This is a genomic window from Kribbella sp. NPDC058245, from assembly GCF_042882005.1.
Lineage (GTDB): Bacteria > Actinomycetota > Actinomycetes > Propionibacteriales > Kribbellaceae > Kribbella.
The window spans coordinates 187102-204102 of the sequence record NZ_JBHVWY010000008.1; the positions used below are offsets into that span (position 1 = coordinate 187102).

At 63.9% G+C, this 17001-nt stretch carries 16 protein-coding genes; 9 read left to right on the forward strand and 7 right to left on the reverse strand.

The genetic code is table 11. The features are described 5' to 3' along the window. The first annotated feature begins 77 nt into the window (after window positions 1-77). The 3 genes from ACFVWG_RS20565 to ACFVWG_RS20575 all read left to right on the forward strand — a co-directional run bounded on the left by ACFVWG_RS20565 (window position 78) and on the right by ACFVWG_RS20575 (window position 3325). The gene (locus tag ACFVWG_RS20565) at window positions 78-872 is read left to right on the forward strand and encodes a sigma-70 family RNA polymerase sigma factor (RefSeq protein WP_391544928.1); all 795 of its coding nucleotides are present in this window, start codon (window positions 78-80) and stop codon (window positions 870-872) included. 174 nt (window positions 873-1046) lie between these two features. Continuing rightward, window positions 1047-1505 (forward strand): SRPBCC family protein, encoded by a 459-nt coding sequence (locus ACFVWG_RS20570; RefSeq protein ID WP_391544929.1) that lies wholly within the window; start codon window positions 1047-1049, stop codon window positions 1503-1505. A gap of 29 nt (window positions 1506-1534) precedes the next feature. Then, the gene (locus ACFVWG_RS20575) at window positions 1535-3325 is read left to right on the forward strand and encodes a thiamine pyrophosphate-requiring protein (RefSeq protein WP_391544930.1); all 1791 of its coding nucleotides are present in this window, start codon (window positions 1535-1537) and stop codon (window positions 3323-3325) included. Window positions 3326-3384: 59 nt separating this feature from the next. Here the strand turns inward: ACFVWG_RS20575 and ACFVWG_RS20580 are convergent, their stop codons facing one another. Then, complete coding sequence (locus ACFVWG_RS20580) at window positions 3385-3528, reverse strand: hypothetical protein (RefSeq protein ID WP_391544931.1); 144 nt, start codon at window positions 3526-3528, stop codon at window positions 3385-3387. Between the two features lie 271 nt (window positions 3529-3799). On the opposite strand from ACFVWG_RS20580, the gene ACFVWG_RS20585 reads away from it, so the two are divergent. The 3 genes from ACFVWG_RS20585 (at window position 3800) to ACFVWG_RS20595 (ending at window position 5667) form a co-directional block, all read left to right on the forward strand. After that, on the forward strand, window positions 3800-4042 hold the full coding sequence (locus ACFVWG_RS20585; protein WP_391544932.1) for a hypothetical protein: 243 nt from the start codon (window positions 3800-3802) through the stop codon (window positions 4040-4042). A gap of 120 nt (window positions 4043-4162) precedes the next feature. Continuing rightward, window positions 4163-5011 (forward strand): phosphotransferase family protein, encoded by an 849-nt coding sequence (locus tag ACFVWG_RS20590; RefSeq protein WP_391545094.1) that lies wholly within the window; start codon window positions 4163-4165, stop codon window positions 5009-5011. 296 nt (window positions 5012-5307) lie between these two features. Continuing rightward, on the forward strand, window positions 5308-5667 hold the full coding sequence (locus ACFVWG_RS20595) for a hypothetical protein (RefSeq protein ID WP_391544933.1): 360 nt from the start codon (window positions 5308-5310) through the stop codon (window positions 5665-5667). Window positions 5668-6749: 1082 nt separating this feature from the next. Here ACFVWG_RS20595 and ACFVWG_RS20600 read toward each other — a convergent pair. Further along, complete coding sequence (locus tag ACFVWG_RS20600) at window positions 6750-7424, reverse strand: hypothetical protein (RefSeq protein WP_391544934.1); 675 nt, start codon at window positions 7422-7424, stop codon at window positions 6750-6752. After that, window positions 7421-8287: a hypothetical protein gene (locus tag ACFVWG_RS20605; RefSeq protein ID WP_391544935.1), complete on the reverse strand. Its 867-nt coding sequence runs from the start codon at window positions 8285-8287 to the stop codon at window positions 7421-7423. The genes ACFVWG_RS20600 and ACFVWG_RS20605 overlap by 4 nt, the downstream gene beginning before the upstream one ends. A 21-nt stretch (window positions 8288-8308) precedes the next feature. Between ACFVWG_RS20605 and ACFVWG_RS20610 the strand changes: the two genes are divergently transcribed. The 3 genes from ACFVWG_RS20610 (at window position 8309) to ACFVWG_RS20620 (ending at window position 12058) form a co-directional block, all read left to right on the forward strand. Beyond that, window positions 8309-9376: a restriction endonuclease gene (locus tag ACFVWG_RS20610; RefSeq protein ID WP_391544936.1), complete on the forward strand. Its 1068-nt coding sequence runs from the start codon at window positions 8309-8311 to the stop codon at window positions 9374-9376. Between the two features lie 1143 nt (window positions 9377-10519). Then, entirely contained in the window at window positions 10520-11488 is a 969-nt protein-coding gene (locus ACFVWG_RS20615; RefSeq protein WP_391544937.1) for a LuxR C-terminal-related transcriptional regulator, read from the forward strand. A gap of 171 nt (window positions 11489-11659) precedes the next feature. Continuing rightward, complete coding sequence (locus ACFVWG_RS20620; RefSeq protein ID WP_391544938.1) at window positions 11660-12058, forward strand: hypothetical protein; 399 nt, start codon at window positions 11660-11662, stop codon at window positions 12056-12058. 1338 nt (window positions 12059-13396) lie between these two features. On the opposite strand, the gene ACFVWG_RS20625 is transcribed toward ACFVWG_RS20620, so the two are convergent. The 4 genes from ACFVWG_RS20625 to ACFVWG_RS20640 form a co-directional block, all read right to left on the reverse strand. Beyond that, a complete protein-coding gene (locus ACFVWG_RS20625; protein WP_391544939.1) occupies window positions 13397-14104 on the reverse strand; it encodes a hypothetical protein in 708 nt (235 codons plus the stop codon). Window positions 14105-14126: 22 nt separating this feature from the next. Continuing rightward, entirely contained in the window at window positions 14127-14933 is an 807-nt protein-coding gene (locus ACFVWG_RS20630) for a hypothetical protein (protein WP_391544940.1), read from the reverse strand. Window positions 14934-15057: 124 nt separating this feature from the next. Next, a complete protein-coding gene (locus ACFVWG_RS20635) occupies window positions 15058-15660 on the reverse strand; it encodes a hypothetical protein (RefSeq protein WP_391544941.1) in 603 nt (200 codons plus the stop codon). A 242-nt stretch (window positions 15661-15902) separates the two neighbouring features. Further along, a complete protein-coding gene (locus ACFVWG_RS20640; RefSeq protein ID WP_391544942.1) occupies window positions 15903-16733 on the reverse strand; it encodes a hypothetical protein in 831 nt (276 codons plus the stop codon). Between the last annotated feature and the right edge of the window lie 268 nt (window positions 16734-17001).

Genomic DNA, 17001 nt, shown 5'->3' on the forward strand with positions numbered 1-17001 from the left:
AGTCGCTCTTTGACCGCGGTTCAGATGTGTGCCGCGCCGTGACGAGTTGTCGCGAGGTCAAAATGACGGTTTCTGTGATGAGTGTTGGTCATTCGGTCGCGGAGGATCGGGCCGCCCGGGAGGCGGCGACGGTCGAGCTGTTCGAGGCGCGGGCCGCGGCGTCGGATCCGGAGCGGCAGCGGGTCTTGCTGGAGCGGATCGTGGAGTTGAACCTGGAGATCGCGCGGGGGATCGCGCAGCGGTTCCGGGGTCGCGGTGCGGAGCTCGAGGACCTGGAGCAAGTGGCCTACGTGGGGCTGATGAAGGCTGCCACGAACTACCGCCTCGAGGCGGACACACCCTTCATCGGGTACGCCGTACCGACGATTCGCGGCGAGGTGAAGCGGTACTTCCGCGACTGTGCGTGGACGGTGCGGATCCCGCGGCGGTTGCAGGAGATCCAGGGGCTGGTGTCGGCGAAGTTGCCGGAGCTCGAGCAGTCGCTGGAGCGTGAGCCGTCGACCGAGGAGCTGGCCGAGTTCCTCGAGCTCGAGGTGAAGGATGTCGAGCAGGCGTTGGCGGCGCGGGGTTGTTTCACTACCTTGTCGCTGGACCGGCCGGCGGACGAGACCGGGCTCAGCCTGGCCGAGGTGATGCCCGACGAGGACGATGTCGCCGTCCGCCAGTTGGAGGCTGTGGACATGCTGCAGCCGATTCTGCACGACTTGCCCCCGCGCGAGCGACGGATCCTGGAGTTGCGGTTCGTCGAGGGGTGGACGCAGGCCGATATCGGGGCCGAGGTCGGTGTCAGTCAGATGCAGGTGTCGCGGCTGCTTCGCGGCACCCTCGACAAGCTCCGGCATCGGCTGACCCCGCTCCAGGCTGCTGCCTGATCGGAAGCTTCATCCTCCGCTCTCGACCTTCTTCCTCAGCCCGGTACCCCCGGTTGTGGGAGATACGCGTGGTTTCGCGGCGGCCGTCGTGGTCACCGGTAGGGCGTGCGGTCGCGCCACGATCCCCCCTCGGCCGGCGCGACCGTGCTCCAACTACACGTAAAGGTGGTCATGATGGGCAACATCACCGAGTCGGTGGACGTGAACGTGCCGGTCCGGACGGCGTACAACCAGTGGACGCAGTTCGAGTCGTTCCCGCAGTTCATGGACGGTGTCGACGAGATCCGCCAGACCGACGACACCCACACGCATTGGGTGACCTCGATCGGTGGGGTGAAGCGGGAGTTCGACGCGACCATCACCGAGCAGCACCCGGACGAGCGGGTCGCCTGGAAGACCGAAGACGGCCCCAACCACGCCGGGGTCATCACCTTCCACCGGCTGTCCGACGCGGAGACCCGGGTGACGGCACAGATCGACATCGATCCCGACGGCCTCGCCGAGACGGTCGCCGACAAGACCGGAGTGATCTCGCGCCGGGTCAAGGGCGACATGGCCAGGTTCAAGGAGTTCATCGAGGCCCGCGGTACCGAGTCCGGTCAGTGGCGCGGCGACGTCCAGCCGGAAGTCTGACCCCGTTACCCACGTGAGAGGGCGAAGACATGGCTGACACGGTCGCTGACGTGATGCTGGCGCGGTTGCGGGAGTGGGGTGTCGATCACGTCTTCGGGTACGCCGGGGACGGGATCAACGGGCTGTTGTCGGCCTGGCAGCGGGCGGGGGACCAGCCGCGGTTCGTGCAGGCCAGACATGAGGAGATGGCGGCCTTCGAGGCGGTCGGCTACGCGAAGTTCACCGGCCGGGTCGGAGTCTGTACGGCGACCAGCGGGCCGGGCGCGATCCACCTGCTCAACGGCCTGTACGACGCGAAGCTCGACCACGTACCCGTGGTGGCGATCGTCGGGCAGACGGCACGCAGCGCGATGGGTGGCAACTACCAGCAGGAGGTCGACCTGCACACGCTGTTCCAGGACGTGGCGAGCGACTACTGCGAGACGGTGATGGTGCCGGAGCAGTTGCCGAACCTGCTGGATCGCGCGATCCGGATCGCCGTGTCCCGCCGTACTGTCACGGCATTGGTGATCCCCTCCGATGTTCAGGAGCTGGAGTACACCGCGCCCGGTCACGAGTTCAAGATGGTGCCGTCCAGTCTCGACCTGACGTGGTCGGCTCCGGTGCCGGGCGACGCGGATCTGCGCCGCGCGGCCGACGTGCTGAACGCGGGGGAGAAGGTCGCGATCCTGATCGGCCAGGGCGCGCGTGGCGCCGGCGAAGAGGTCACCGCGGTCGCTGAAGTCCTGGGCGCCGGGGTCGCGAAAGCCTTGCTGGGCAAGGATGTGCTGTCCGATGAGCACGCTTGGGTGACGGGTTCGATCGGGCTGCTGGGCACGCGGCCGTCGTACGAGCTGATGACCGGTTGCGACACGTTGTTGGTGATCGGATCGAACTTCCCGTACAGCCAGTTCCTGCCGGAGTACGGCAAAGCGCGGGCGGTGCAGATCGACGTGGATCCGACGATGATCGGACTGCGTTATCCCTTCGAGGTGAACCTGGTCGGCGATTCGGCCGAGACCCTCCGCCGGCTGCTCCCGATGCTCGAGCCGAAGACCGATCGTTCCTGGCGCGACGACCTCGAGCGCAAGGTCGCCCGGTGGTGGGAGGTGATGGAGCGGCGCGCCCACACCTCGGCGGACCCGGTCAATCCCGAGCTGGTCTTCCATGAACTCTCCTCGCGCCTGCCGCACAACGCGATCGTCACCGCCGACTCCGGCTCGGCGGCGAACTGGTACGCGCGGCACCTCCGCTTCCGCGGCGACATCCGTGGCTCGCTGTCCGGCACCTTGGCATCGATGGGACCGGGTGTTCCGTACGTGATCGGCGCCAAGTTCGGCCGGCTCGGCCGGCCGTGTATCGCGCTGGTCGGTGACGGCGCGATGCAGATGAACGGCATCAACGAGCTGATCACGATCGCGAAGTACTGGCAGGACTGGGACGACCCACGCCTCGTCGTCGCCGTCCTGCACAACAACGACCTGAACCAGGTCACCTGGGAACTACGCGCCATGGGCGGCTCACCACAGTTCCTGCCCTCCCAGGAGCTGCCGGACTTCCCGTACGCCGGGTACGCACGCAGCCTGGGGCTCGGCGGCATCCTCGCCGCCAAGCCGGAAGAGGTGGCTCCCGCCTGGGAGGAGGCGCTCGCGGCGGACCGGCCCTGTGTCGTCGAGTTCCTGACCGATCCCGCCGTACCGCCGATCCCGCCGCATGCGACGTGGGATCAGCTGGAGAAGTCGCTGGAGTCGATCGTGCGCGGGGACTCCGACCGGATCGACGTGATCAAGGAAGGCGTGAAGTCGAAGCTCCAGGAGTTCCTCCCGGGACGCGGTGCCTGACATGTTCGGTTGATCCGTACGGCACCGGCCGATCGTCGATCGGCCGGTGCGCGGTCTTTCTACTCGGCCGTGACCTGCTGCGCGCGGTCCCAGGCGCGGTGCAGGCCGACGGCGGCGAAGAGCTCGGTGGTGAAGGGCTTGCCGATCGCGTCGCCGAGGACGATCCCGGGCGCGGTCGTGTCGACGCCGGCCGCGGTCAGCACCTCGACTCCGTTGCCCTTGCACGCGAATGAGGCGTGGGCGTACGCGATGCTCGGCGCTGCTGATCTGGTGTGCGACGCACTCGCTCGGGCGGAGGGCGAGCTTGATCGAGTCGATGTTGCGACGGTTCCGTCGTGGGCAAGATTCTCGCTGGCTCCTGGGGAGCTGGATGGCATTTCGGGCGTCATCTACGGTCGCCTGGCAGCGCATTCTGAACACCGGAAGTACGCGACACAGGCGATTGAATGTGGCGCTAGCGCATTCGGTCGACGGGTGGCGGGGGAGGAGAGGAGCCAGACCTTTGACGCGATCTCTGTTGCGATCGGCTACATGCTCGACGGGCAGTTGAACGAGGCTGAGCAGTACGGGCATCGGGCGGTCGAGATGGCCACTGTGACGGCGTCTGTTCGTGCGGCTGACAGGCTCCGTGGTCTGGCTGCGTTGGCGACGCCGTACAAGGCTCACAGCGGAGTTGCCGAGGTGGTCGCTCGCATCGGCGCACTCGCGACGGGCTAACCTACGGCGGCGTGACGAGTTCTCAGCGCGAGTGAGCGGGCGCGACTGTTTGATGGGCTGTCCGCGATCTGCCTCGCGGCTGGGTTTGACCCGAGCGATGCGGTGCTGCTCCGGTACACGATGAACGCGGTCTTCCGCTTGGATCGTGCGGGCGTCGTGGTCCGGATGGCGCCGATCACGAGTTCAGATGTGGTCGACAGAGTCGCCAAGGTTGCGACCGCCTTCGGGCAGCTTGGATTGCCGACCGCTCGGCTGGCGCCGGGGATGAGCGAGCCGGTTGCCGAGGGCAGTTGGATCGCCACGGTCTGGACTTTGCTGCCACAGGCGCCAGGGCGTCGTCACGACCCTGTTGATCTTGCTGGGCCGTTGCGGGCGATACACGCTCTCCCTGAAATCGACGTCGAGCTACCGGGCTGGGACCCGCTCGGACAGATCAGTGGTCTGCTCTCCAAGGCTGCTTCCCTGACCGGTGCCGATCACGACTTCCTGTCGGAATGGGCGACGCGAGAATTCGGCTTGGCGCTCGGCCAGGTTCTAGATCATCTGCGGGACAAGTGCGGTGAGCTGGCTGTCGATCTGGAGGCGGCGGAATGGACACTGCCGCGCTCGGTCATCCATGGCGATGCGCATGCCGGCAACCTGCTGGACGACTTGAGTGGGCGAGTCGTCATCGGCGACCTGGACTCGGTATCGATCGGCCCGCCGGAGTGGGATCTGATTCCGGCTGCACACGGCGCACTGAGGTTTGGCGATGATCCTGCGCAGCATCGGGCGTTCGCGCAGGCTTATGGGCTTGATGTTTCGGTGTGTCCCGCCTGGGACGTTCTGAGGCGGGTCCGTGAACTGCAGTTGGTAACAAGCGTGATTCCGGACCTTCGCGGACGCCCAGGTGTGGCCTCCGAGCTGGCGCGGCGTCTTGCCAGCACCTTGACCGGAGCGGTCGGGGAGAGCTGGAACCGCTACACCTAGAGTCCATCGCAGGGGACCACGATGGACCCCTGCGATGGGTCCGTACTAGGCCTCCCCGACGGGCTCCCGGCAACCGGCCCCACGATCACAAACTCAGGCATGTAGCGCAGAAAAGGCGTTGCAGTCACGGAGGTGAGCATCCGAACCTCACGTCGTCTCTCACCTCCGTGACCGTCCTTCTACGTCGTCTGGGGAGTGGGTTCGTTGTCCGACGGGTTCTGGATTCTGAGTGTGGTTGCGGTTGCGCTCTACATGCGAATGCTCGTTGAAATCCGCGAAGAGGTCCGGGGCCGAGGATGAACGACCGTCGAGCGGACGTCATCCAGTCTGCGTACCCGCTGGCCCTGGGCTACATGCGGAGGTATCCGCTGACGCGAGTTGACGAGGTTGCGCGGACTCAGGAAGCGCTCGCCAGCTACGCCCGACGCAACGGCCTCACCTTGGGAACCGTGCACGTCGAGGACCTTCTGACCGATCCGCAGGCGTTTCTCGAGATGGTTGCTGCGATCAACCTCTTCGAGATTCCAGCGGTGGTGATTCCGACAGCTGCTCATCTCGGAGATCCCGTAGTGCCTGAGTCGAAGCGAGCCTATTTCGATCGCGAGACCAAAGCCCGAGTCCTCGTTGCGGACCTGTCGAGATCGCCTGTCACCTGAGCCGGAGCCGGAGCCCGAGGCTCCAAGACGTCCGGAATCCCTGCGTCTGTCCGGGGCGCCTTGAGTCTCGGGGTTGAGGTCCTGTTGTCAGAAGTTCCATAGGCCGGCGGGGCGGGCGTGCTGAGGGGTCCCTCTCCTCGATGTCCCCTGCACTCCGCGTCCGTTCCGCCGCCCCACCGGGTCTTGTCTCCGAGCTACCTCACGGGCCGTGAAGGCATGACCTACGAGGCCCGGTCCGTGCTGACACCTCGCAGCGCGGGCCGGGCCTCGATGTGCTGTGGGTGAGGTCACAGGCGCTGTCAACTACTTTGGTCGCCGACCGCGATGGGCGGGGTGATTGCGGTGCCGCATGTCCGCGACGAAGGAGCGGGCGGGAGCGGCGGCGGTTGGGGATCACGGTTGCCCGGGATTGTTTTTGGAGATGAAGCGGCGGTAGCCGCGTGAACGGGTGGGTGGGGCGAGGGGTGGAGCACGCGACGTAGGAGCGGGCGTGCCCTGAGCGGGGGCGAGCGTCGTACGGGAATGCGAAAAGCTCCGGAAGCTTGTGCTTCCGGAGCCCTTATTGCTGTGTCCGAGGCCGAACACGCACCTTAACCACACGCCTCAATCTCGACCCGGAGTGGCTCGACCGAACTCCGTGACCGCTGACTAGTAGCTGAGGTTGATCGCCCTTTGCCGCCGAGGCGCGGAAGCCACGGCAGGCTGCATAGATGGTCCGTGGGTTGTCGGCGAGACGCGCACGACCATGTCGCACATCCAAGCGTGACGGCCAAGGTAGCCGACAGGGTCGGCCTTGCCCTGGCGGTGGGCTTACAACCACATCGGGGAGTCGCGGATCCGAATTGTCGGAGCGCCCTGGCACTGTGGATGCTCTTTCGGGGCCGTCCGCGATATCTACGGCAGCACCTTGTGGTCCCTGGTGACCGCGAAGGGGACCCTGCTGAACTGAGGCAGCGCCACCTCGCCCTCGACACGTTCGCCGACCGAGTGCGCTCCGTCCTGGGTGCGCTCGCCTGGCGGGGCGTGAGGATGTCAACCTCGCTGGTGGCCCTCGGCAGCGCCATCCGTCAAGGAGGACCACGTCACTCATCAGCTCGTGCCGTCTGGGCGCTGGTCGTGCGACGCGTTGAGTAGCGGCCGTATCCGACGTCAAGAATTTCTGCGATCTCGCCGACTCGTTCGAACGATTCTTCAACCATGTCTTCGCCAAAGACGAATCGAGGAGCGTCCGGGTTCGTCTCCCAAGGTCCACCTTCGTCCAGCAGCCGGTGTGCGAACGAGTTGCGCCGCTGTGTCAGCCAGCGGGTGTTCTCCAACACGTGCTCAACTGTGGCGCGCTGAGGCCACAGCGCCATCAGTGCCTGCACCTTTCGGCTAAGGCCGCGAACCTCGATGCGATCGGACGTCGGCAGGAGATCGGTCAGCAACGATTCCAGGGCGCCACAGCATGCCATCAGAATCGTTCCGGCGCTGATCGGCGCCACGTCCTGGTCGAGGAGGTCGAGCGAATCGTCGAGATTGTCGTCGGACTCAGCGTCATAGCCGGGCACGAGATGTGCGCCGGACCCTCGGATAGCTGCGAGGTTCTCGACTTCGGCGTCGATCGCTGCAGTAGTGGCCCGGTGTAGCCAAACAAGTCCGGCAATCTGATACTCGAAGCGCACGAACTGGATCACACCACTGCTCAGCTGCATGTAGGGCTCGAGCAGGTTATGAACATCGAACGGGACGCGGCCCGCTGTCTCGGCTGAAGTCACGCCATACTGCTGGCGTCGAGGAAGACGAGTTGGCGGTGCTCGTCGGGAGCGCCCTCGATGACGACCGGCGCATTATTCGCCCGCTCGCGGCCCAGGCGGAATCCGCCGTCGGGGTGGGGAACCAGGTCGACAAGATCGTCGATGGGCTGGTGAGGGCCGCCCACGTCGGCGAGCATGTCCAGGACGGTTTCGGAGGGGATGGAATCCGGCAGGTGCGTGGGTAAGGCTCGCGCCGGTACTCGCACGAGCTGCGGCCATTTGGTCTGGCCGCAGCGAAGGAGCTGGTTCCAGAACTCTCGCCAGTCGACCGGATCTGGCGGAGTAGCCAGTGACTGTCGCGGTCCCCAAAGCTCGGTTTTCGTGCGACCGGTGAACTCGTAGCGAACCAGGCTTGCCAGGCTCTTGCGGGCCGGCCGCACCGCCAGGTCGAACTTGGGGTGCAGCGCCCGGGCTATCTCGGCGGCGGTCAGAACCACCATCCACTTGGCGAACCACCATTTCGGTCCGCTTCGTCCGTACGCCAGCTCGGTCACGCTCTTGCCCGCGGCGAGTGCGGCCGAGTGCAGCTCGCCGGACCAGACCGGTCGTGGGAACGCGTAGAAGGGCTGCTGGCTCAGTGGCAGTTGGAGGTAGTTCCACAACTGCAGTAGGTCGATCAGCACGTCCTGCCGGTTGGCAGCTGTGATCGTCGTCGTCTTGAGCTCGATCTGTACCGCCTTGCCCGGGCGGCGCGGCAGCGAAGTGACGCGAATGTCCTCGCCTTTCGAGGGCCACCACAGTGACGCCTTGGCCTTGAAACGGTAGCTCAAGTACTGGCTGGACCAGTGCTCGAGGGTCTTCTCAGGTACTGCAACGGATCCCACCCGGCGGTAGCCTACCGGGCTGTGAGCGAGACGATGTCGTTGGCGGCGCAGGTCAAGGAACTGAGGGAGGCCGGCCTCGCTCACCGGCTTCGGCTGTGCTGGGACGGCCGGCTGGACGAATGGCTCCGTACGGTGCTTCCAGCAGGGGCAGCGGAACGGCACGAGGAGCGGCTCGACGATGACTTCTGGGACGCCCAGGACTTGGGCGAGGACGAGAGCGTGCAGCAATGGACCGACCGGCTCAGAGCTGGCTATCACTTCTGGTGCTTTCCATCGGCTGAAGTGCGGCAGGAGTACCTGAGCTCGGTGTCGTCCCGCTCGGAGGACGAAGTTCGGGCCTTGTTGCGGCTCTTCCTGTTCGAGGAGTCCAGCTTCGCGCGTGACAGCGAGACGCTCTATCAGGCTCTGCACTGGGACTACGACGTTGTCATGTCGCCTCTGCCGGTGGAGTATCGAAGGCGTTTGCATTTTTGGTTGGGCGGTGCTGCCAAGCCGCATCCGAGCATTCGCTGGGTTCGGGATCTGCTGCCGCATGCACCAGGCCAGGCCATTCACGCGATCGCCGGATACCTCAACGTCTACCGGGAAATTCGGCCCGAGGGGAGATCGCAGGGTCTACTGGACGCGATATCGATCATCCGGGCCCGGTACGTCGATGATCTGACGGCGGGCACGGACGCGCTGTACGACGTCAGTCCACGTGAGCTGGAGAGACTTGTGGCTGCGCTCTATCGGGAGCTGGGCTACGCAGTTCAGCTGACACCTCCATCGCGGGACGGGGGCCGTGACGTCGTTGCACGGAGGATGTCTCCGGGACGGACTGAGCTGATCGAGATCGAGTGCAAGGCACACACTGCTGCGGTTGGTGTCGAGATTGCGCGGCAGCTCCAGGGAGTTGTTGCGCGGAGTGGGGCGAGTCGAGGCGTTCTGGTGGCCATTGGCCGATTTACCCGCGGAGCCGTCGCGGCGGCTGCGGACGACAGCCGGCTCGAGCTCGTCGATGGGGCGACATTGGTTCGGTTGCTAAATGAGGTGTTCGGTCCGATGTGGCTCGAAGATCGGTCCTGGATCTGCGACGGACTGGACTAGGTTCCTCAGCAGTCGTCGGCGGGCATGGAGACGTGGGAGCAGCAGCCTTCGCCGCGCCAGACTTCACGGCTGGCTACGGTGCCGATGAGGGTTGCTCATTTGCGGATGCACAAGTTGTCGAGTGGCTCTGGGTGTCGTGGGCTGGTGGCGTTGGAGGCTGAGTCTGTTGCGTACGCCGTACTTGCGAGGTATGGATGTGTGGTTGACCGGTCGCCTTCTGACCGTCTGTCTGCTGTCGCGTCGGTGGTGGGGACCAGACCGCCGGCTCGGCTGATCGATGCCATGCGCAGCCGCGTGGTCACCGCGGCCGGCCGTTTGGCCGGTGGAGTTGAGCGGCACTCGAACTCAAGCGCTGAACCGATCCGGGTTCGTTCGCCGCGAGCTGAGACCGATGTACAGGGGCGTTTCGCTGAGCAGGATCTTGGGCTCTCGCTGTGATTGCGGCCGTGTCCTGGAATCGATGATCTAGGTTCCGGCCACCTCGGTTGGTGGCGATGTTCGAGCCATGGATTTCGTGGGTGGTGTACGGCCGGATGCAACGTCTGATCGGGCGGCGAGTTGGCGGAATGCGCGCCTGATTGAGCTGCTTGATGCCGCGATCGATTCGGCTGGAGCACAGTTGGCTCGATCCGAGGGGTTGCGGTTCGACTGGACGGATGACGAGCCGGCAAGGTCCGCCCGGCGTACGAGGGCTCGGCGGCAGGATTCGATTGCGCATCTGGAGGAGGAGATCGAGCTGCAGCGTCTCAAAGAGAGTTGCGGGCGTAGGGGGCGAGCTCATGGCGGGTGTGAGGCTGCTGTCCTCTGTTGCACTGGTCGGTGTCCTTGCCGGGGCTGTCGGCGGGCTAGCAGTCCCATGGTTCGGTGCCAGCCGTTTCGAAGAGTTCAAAGGAGACTCAGGAGGCGCTGGGCCTGCCGGCCCGGTCGGCGCTCGCGGACCACGAGGTGCGGCCGCTCCTCAGTACAGGGGCGGCATGCTCCTCGTGTTCGGCGTTCAGGAGCTGCCCCGAAGGAACGACTTCGTGGGGATCGATTCAATCGCTGTCAACGGCGGAAGCTGTACCATGTGCACGACCGGATAGCTGTACGCTAATCCTGAATTACCGATAGCCCAAGTCGGCGGAGCGTCGGAGGACGGTGCCTATGTCCGAGCTCAACCAATTCTCGCCCCAACTGGCCGAGATTCTCCGTGATGCCTACCGGACCGTCAGCTACTTGCCTACGGGCCAGCGTCGCAAGCTCTACAACCAGTGGCGAGTGACTATGGGGACGATTGCACCGGTTGATAGCTTCTACGTCGCATTCTTCCGTGACAACCAATATCTCGTCATCCCTTACATATTTGATACGCCAAAAGAGGAGCCTCCAGGACACCAGACATATGGACCGGATCGTCTTGCGGCCTGGATAAAGAAGAACTCGAAACCCTACCTGTACAGCATGGACGACGGACGGTTGCTCAACCGGGGGCATTCGTTCGGTGATCAGGAACGACTGTCCCGCGATGCTATCGCGGTTCCTCTCCTTGAGCCGTCCCTTGACGGACCGACGGTCGTCGGACTCGCCTCGATGCAGAGTTACGAGTCCGGCGTCTACGACGAGGAGATCGCCCGAGCCTTTCAGTGGCTAGCCGAGAGCGTGGTCAGAGCACTAGTGCGTGAACGGGAAGATGTCGCTCGTGAGTCCAGGCTGCTCGGCGGCGATAGCCCGGGCGCCGGGCCCATGTCAGTCGTGGACGTCGTCGAGGCGTCCGGCCACCGGTTGGAACAACTCCGCAGCAAGATCATCAGCATCACTGAGAACGACCTGCCTGACCCTGAGGCTGTACGACGTGAGCTCGGCAAATTGCGGGACATGTGCGAGCGCGCGCAGAGTGAGATCAACGACCTGCTGCTGAGGCCGTCGGCCGAAGCTCAGATCTTCTTGGACAAACTCACTTCGCGGGAGCAGGAGGTCGCGCTCCTGTTGGCCGACGACCTCACCAACAACGAGATCGCGAGTAAGTTGAGAATCACGGTGCCGACAGTGAAGGCCCACGTAACTCGCATCTTGGAAAAGTTCGGGGTACGACAGCGGGCGGCGGTGGCCGCCAAACTTCATCCATACGGATGATTGTGACTCGCCATGCCTCAGTTCTACGACTTTGTCGTACAACGGGCGCCCGCAGTCTCAGCCTCGGTCTAATGGTGCCGAACGAGTTGCCGACTCAAGCTGTTTGTACCAACAGGCGATTGCCGCAGAACACGCCACGCGGCGCTGCCACCGAAGAAAGAGAGTCGGTTCGTGAAGCAAATGCAGAGAAGAGGTGTGCGTCAAGCGCTTGCATCGCTCGGCGCCGTCGCGGCGTTGCTGGGAGGCACCTTGGCAGCTGCCCAATCAGCTGCCGCCTGGTCGAACAGCAGCACGGTTTACGTCAAGGGGACTGCTGGCTGCACCAATGTGGGTGGCATACAGCATATTCATGCCGAGGGGAGCCTTGACGGAGCGAAATTCGTTTCTGATTCGGACGCAAACGGCACCCCCAGATACCAGATCAAATTCACGAATGTTCGATCTGGACGCGTCCCAAGTGGCGGTGGATGGGCATGGATCACTGTGAGCTGCAACATGGGTGGGTATCACCAGTCGTGGGTCGAGATGTACCGACCCGACTGGGGTGACACGATCACAAAGAACTTCTGACGCGATGCCAGGCGCCCGGATCTACCCGGGCGCCTGGCCAGGAGTCCGGTGATTCAGCTCTTCGCAGCCGAAGTTCGTGGCCATGAGGCGTGCGACGTTTGGGGCGACGACAAAGTCGCGGGAATAGAAGGAAGAATTCCTGGCGAGGTTGCCGACCTCTGCAGCGACGACACTCGGGACAGCGTCTACCAGATGACACCTGGCGCGACAACACGTCCGAACTCCTTAAATTCTCACGCTCACCTTGAAAAGAAGCCTGGGCGCTGGCAGTCCCGGCCAATGACGGCTGATACGAGCCCTACGGACATGGACGGGGTCGCGGCTGATGCGCTTGGCGACGTCGGCCAGCGTCATCCCGGATTAGTGCAACTGGCAGATGAATCGAATTTCTGATCGTTCGGCGAGAGGTGACGTTCCGGCACATCTCGCCGCAGCACAGAAACTACACACCAGGCGTCGTCGTCATCCTCGTGCTGTAGGTCGCTTTCGCGACAACTGGCCGTTTCCTGGCCTCCGACTCGTCGGTCTAAAGACGAAGCTCTGCGGCTCGTTGTTGAGCTTGGTCTGCACCGTGCAGCCATTCTGAGCCTTCTTGTGCTGGCGTCTGTCGTAGCAGCTGTCAGTTGAATCAGCGACCCCACGGAGTTCGGCGGCGGTCCACAGGCGATCGAGCGCCGGTGCCAGTCCGTTGGCCGCCGCAAGTTGAGCAGATCCGGGAAAGTCGCTGCTTTTCCTGATGTCCTTGCTGACGGTGACCACCGTGGGCCGAGGTCCCGGATCTGTGATTCGAGGTTCTCGACGAAGATCGGGCTGACGACGCTCGTGTCATGAATCGCGTCAAGGTGACGGTTGATGACCTTCGGCGGGTGGTGGATGTCGAGGCGGCGCGTCGATGGTCGGGTGGCAGCGGTGCAGAGGCTTGATGCCGCGGCGACTCTGCGTGGTCTGTAATTTCGCAATGTTGTTCTGGTCAGGATGCAGTTGCCGGGAGGCAACGTGGGTCGATCGACGCGTTGGGTGGCAGCGGCGGAACCGGAGGGTGATGCGTGGTGATTCGGGAATTAGGATCATCTCGCCGGCGGTTGGGAGGGGGGAGCCGTGAGTTCGTGATTAATAGGAGGCCGCGCCGTACTTTTAGAGGTCTCCGACCTCGAAGAACTTCCTGATTCGGGCCGGCGGCGCTAGGCGGACCCTGTAGCGCCTGGCGCGTACGGTGTTGAGGGATTCCCGCCCGTTGTCCTCAAATCGAGGTCGTGTGGCGAGATGGCTCCGCGGCCTCGAAGTACTGCCGTGGGAGATCTATTCAGCGCTGTTCGACGGCTGGCCGCTCATGTGCGGTCACCTGTGCGCAGTTTCTGCAGACTTAAGCATCGACATGAACTTCTGCAGCGTCGTGACGATCTGACGCTCTTGCGCTACAGTGGCCGCCACTTGTTCCATGGTCTTGTCGTCGATCATGACGAGTTTGCCGGTTCTCTCATCAAGCATGATGTAGTAGCCCGTGCCAGCGATCACTGGGGCACCGCTCAGGGTCACAGCCACGGAGTCGAAGGCGACTTCCGCCCCCATTTCCGTACGCAATGCGGCGCGCAGGCTCTCCGGGGAAAACTCGCGGCCGGCCAGTGAACTGTGCTGCGTGAACGTGAAATCAATGTCCGCACTGGCAATGCGGCCATTCGCCACCGGAACCGTGGCGCGCACTGTTACCTGGTTGCCACCAGTCGGATCCTCTCCGTTCGGCAGGATGTCGAGGTCCCGGTTGATCGTCAGGTGTGGTCCGGATAGTGCGTCTCCCACACCGTCCTGATCTTGTCTGGTGGTGATGAAGTCCATGTGACCGATATCCGCCAAGCCCCTGTTGTAATCGCTCGGAGGGCGTGTGATGAGGAAGCCCACTATGTCCGCTGCTGCGCTCCCACTGGCCCCCTCGACGGTGTCCAGAACCATCGACGGGGAGACGCTGGGAGTGACGGCAGGAGGATTGGCCTCATCCTTGGCGGTGGTACATCCCGCCAAAACGCCGACGGCTAGGATGGCGGCGGTCATGTTCGCCGGGCGACCTTTGACCCTACTCATTCTTCACCGTGATTTTCTTCGTGGCGGCCGTCGCGCTGGTTAGCTCGAAGGGTTTGCCGTGATCGTCCATGGAGATTGTCCGAGTGCTCCCGTCTGGGTCGACGTATCGCAACTCGATCACGAAGAGGCAGTAACAGTTTTCGGTTGTCGGAACGACCGTGAACGCCTCGATGTCAGTTCGTGAGACTGTGAGTGGGAACGACCATCCAGCGGCTAGGCGGACGGTGGCGGGATTCTGATCGAGATCGCTGAAGAGGACTCGGTCAGGGCCGGGGCCGGCGCCGTTCGGCACGACGTGGGTCCCCGCTAGCGGCTTCCGCCGTTCCACCACTCTGACGCTTGCGCCGACGACGAGCGTCGGTTCATCGATATCGCTTCTTGCCACAAAGCTGATTGCGACGGTGTTCGCGTACACGGCTCCATGCGAACGGGCCCACTTCTTGAAGTCCTCGTTATCACCCGGTGGTTGGTCTCCGTCGTTGACGGTTCCGGGCACGACAGCGTCGGGTGACGTGTTCTGTCCGATTCGGAAGTCGATCGGCGAGCGTTGCAGGACGAGCGGATCATCGTTGAGGTGTTGGATCAGGCCAACGACGAGCGGTGCGATCACCACGACTGCGGCGAGAGCTCCCGCGCTTGCCAGCGGATGAGTCCTCGCTTCCTTGGTGATCGCGCTCCACAGTGCCTGTAGCCGGCTTGCCGGTTGTGTCAGCCCCTCCTCCGTCCGCGGGGCGTCGGTCGCCGCTGCCGCAAGTACAGTTCCCTCGGGCGCCGCCGATCGCTTAGCCTTGACTCTCATGTCGCGACGCGCAGCGCGAGCCTTTGATCTCTTGCTCAAGGTCGGTTCTCTTTTCGTTATCGACGGCGCGTGGTCCAGAGGCACCGGCAGAAGATGCCGGCTCACCTGTGATGGGACCGTATGACTAGGCGCCGCATTCGCGCGCTGGTCGCGGTGGATGCAGAGTGCTGCACAGATATGGATTTCTGGCCGCCGGAGGGACCTCGATGTCCCTGAGCAGCCCGTCACGGACCCAGCGGTACGTGCTCGTTTCGCCGATCCTGAAGCCGCCCGACGAAGACTCGAATACCGGGTGCACAACGGCTCGGCCACCACCGCCATCGTTGATCGCGTACCGGACCGACTTGAGCGTGAGGCGCATCGTCCGACCCCCCGCATCGATCGCGACCGAGTAGACCAGGTCGGCGAAGCAGTCCTCGTTGAAGGGACGTACGCAGGACACCCGGTAGATGCGGCTAGTCGCCAGGTGGTTGGCCTTCACCCGAATTTCCCACCCATGGACGTACCAGTCGCCGATGAATGCCGCTCGCCCAGGGCTCGGTTTGCGAGCTCGCTCGCTGTATCTCGCGTCGACGGTGAACTCGCAGGAGTGGCAGTTCAAAACCTCTGAGGTGGGTGTGGCAGCGGCGATGGCGACGACATCTGGGTCGATCAAGACCCGTCGCCCGTTGGTTTCGAGGACGAGTTCGTTCTGGTCGGCGTACGTGGCGTCAGGCAGAAGGAGCAAGCGTGCTGATCTGCCGAGCGGGCGCACCTGCCACCTCGGCTCCTTTGAGACCTGGGACCAATGCCCGTCATGAAACCTCCACTCCGTTGGAGGTGTCGTCAGCCGGGGATTGCCGACGCAGCGCCCTGCATATGCGGTGGCATGAAGGTCACCGTCGGACTCCCACCACAGGTCGCGGGTGTTGACCATCGAGGTGACGCCGGCCTGGTCGCCTCGGGCGGATATGTCGGCAATCTTGGTGTTCACCGGGGGGCGTTCGACGAGTGAATCTCGACTGAGCCGAGTTCCGCGCATTCGTACTCACTTTCCTTCACCGATGAGCCGACGGCGAACCGGATTTCATCGCCCAAGGCGACTGCGCTAGCCTCCGAAACGAAGCGGATGGCATTCTTCGGATTCGTCGTGGATGCGGACAGCCGGTATTTGCCGTCGCGGTCGTAGATGTAGAAGACACTTTGCTCACGGACATCGATGCCCATCAGCAGCGCTTTTCCTGCTGCTCCGGCGGCGAACATGACGTGCGTCAATGAAGCTCCGTCATCGGCTGCGCGCGGCAGCGGCACCGACGCTCCAGGTGAGGCTAGATCTGCCCGCAGCCCGCCGCTGAACTGCGCATTCCGCGTAGCGTCGCGACTTACCGACGCCAAAACCTCGCTTCCACCGACCGCCACCAGACTCGTGCACCGGGGGCACTTGAGGCGTCGCACCTTGCCGGTCGCGGCCTCTACAGAGACGAGTTCGCGTTGCGCCGGGTCCGCGCGTTCGATCTCGGTTACGTCATCGACCAAAGTCGCGACATACCGGCCATCCGCGGTCCAGACAGCGCCACGGTACTGAGAGACGTAAGGTGCGGCCACACGCGCGACAATCTCTGTTTCGCGCATGACGATGAGATCTGATTTGGTGAAGTACGAGTAGAACAATCGCGGCCAGACCTTGGGCGCGGCTACCTCGCCCAGATCGCTCTGCCTTGTCATGACAAAGACGCCGACGCCGCCGGTGAGTACCGCCATAGTCACCGCGAGCGCGAGATTCTGTCGCCAGGACGTGTCCCGAATCAGCAATTTGCTCATCCCCCCGACCCATGTATCGAAGAGAGTCACAAAGTGTTACACCGCGGACCATGGCTAAGGCTGGCGACGGCAACGTCGGACCGAGGCGCTGGGGCCGATAGATGTTGCGTATCTCCGCTCACGCGCTTGGGACTCGATCGGCCAGGTGCGGTCGCACCGGCGCGATTCCGTGACCGATAACGGTTCTGAGCTCGACCTGTGTCGCGTCCCATCGCAGTTGGGCACGCCGGTCGCGGACCTTTGTCTCGGCTGAGGTTCAGTTGCGATG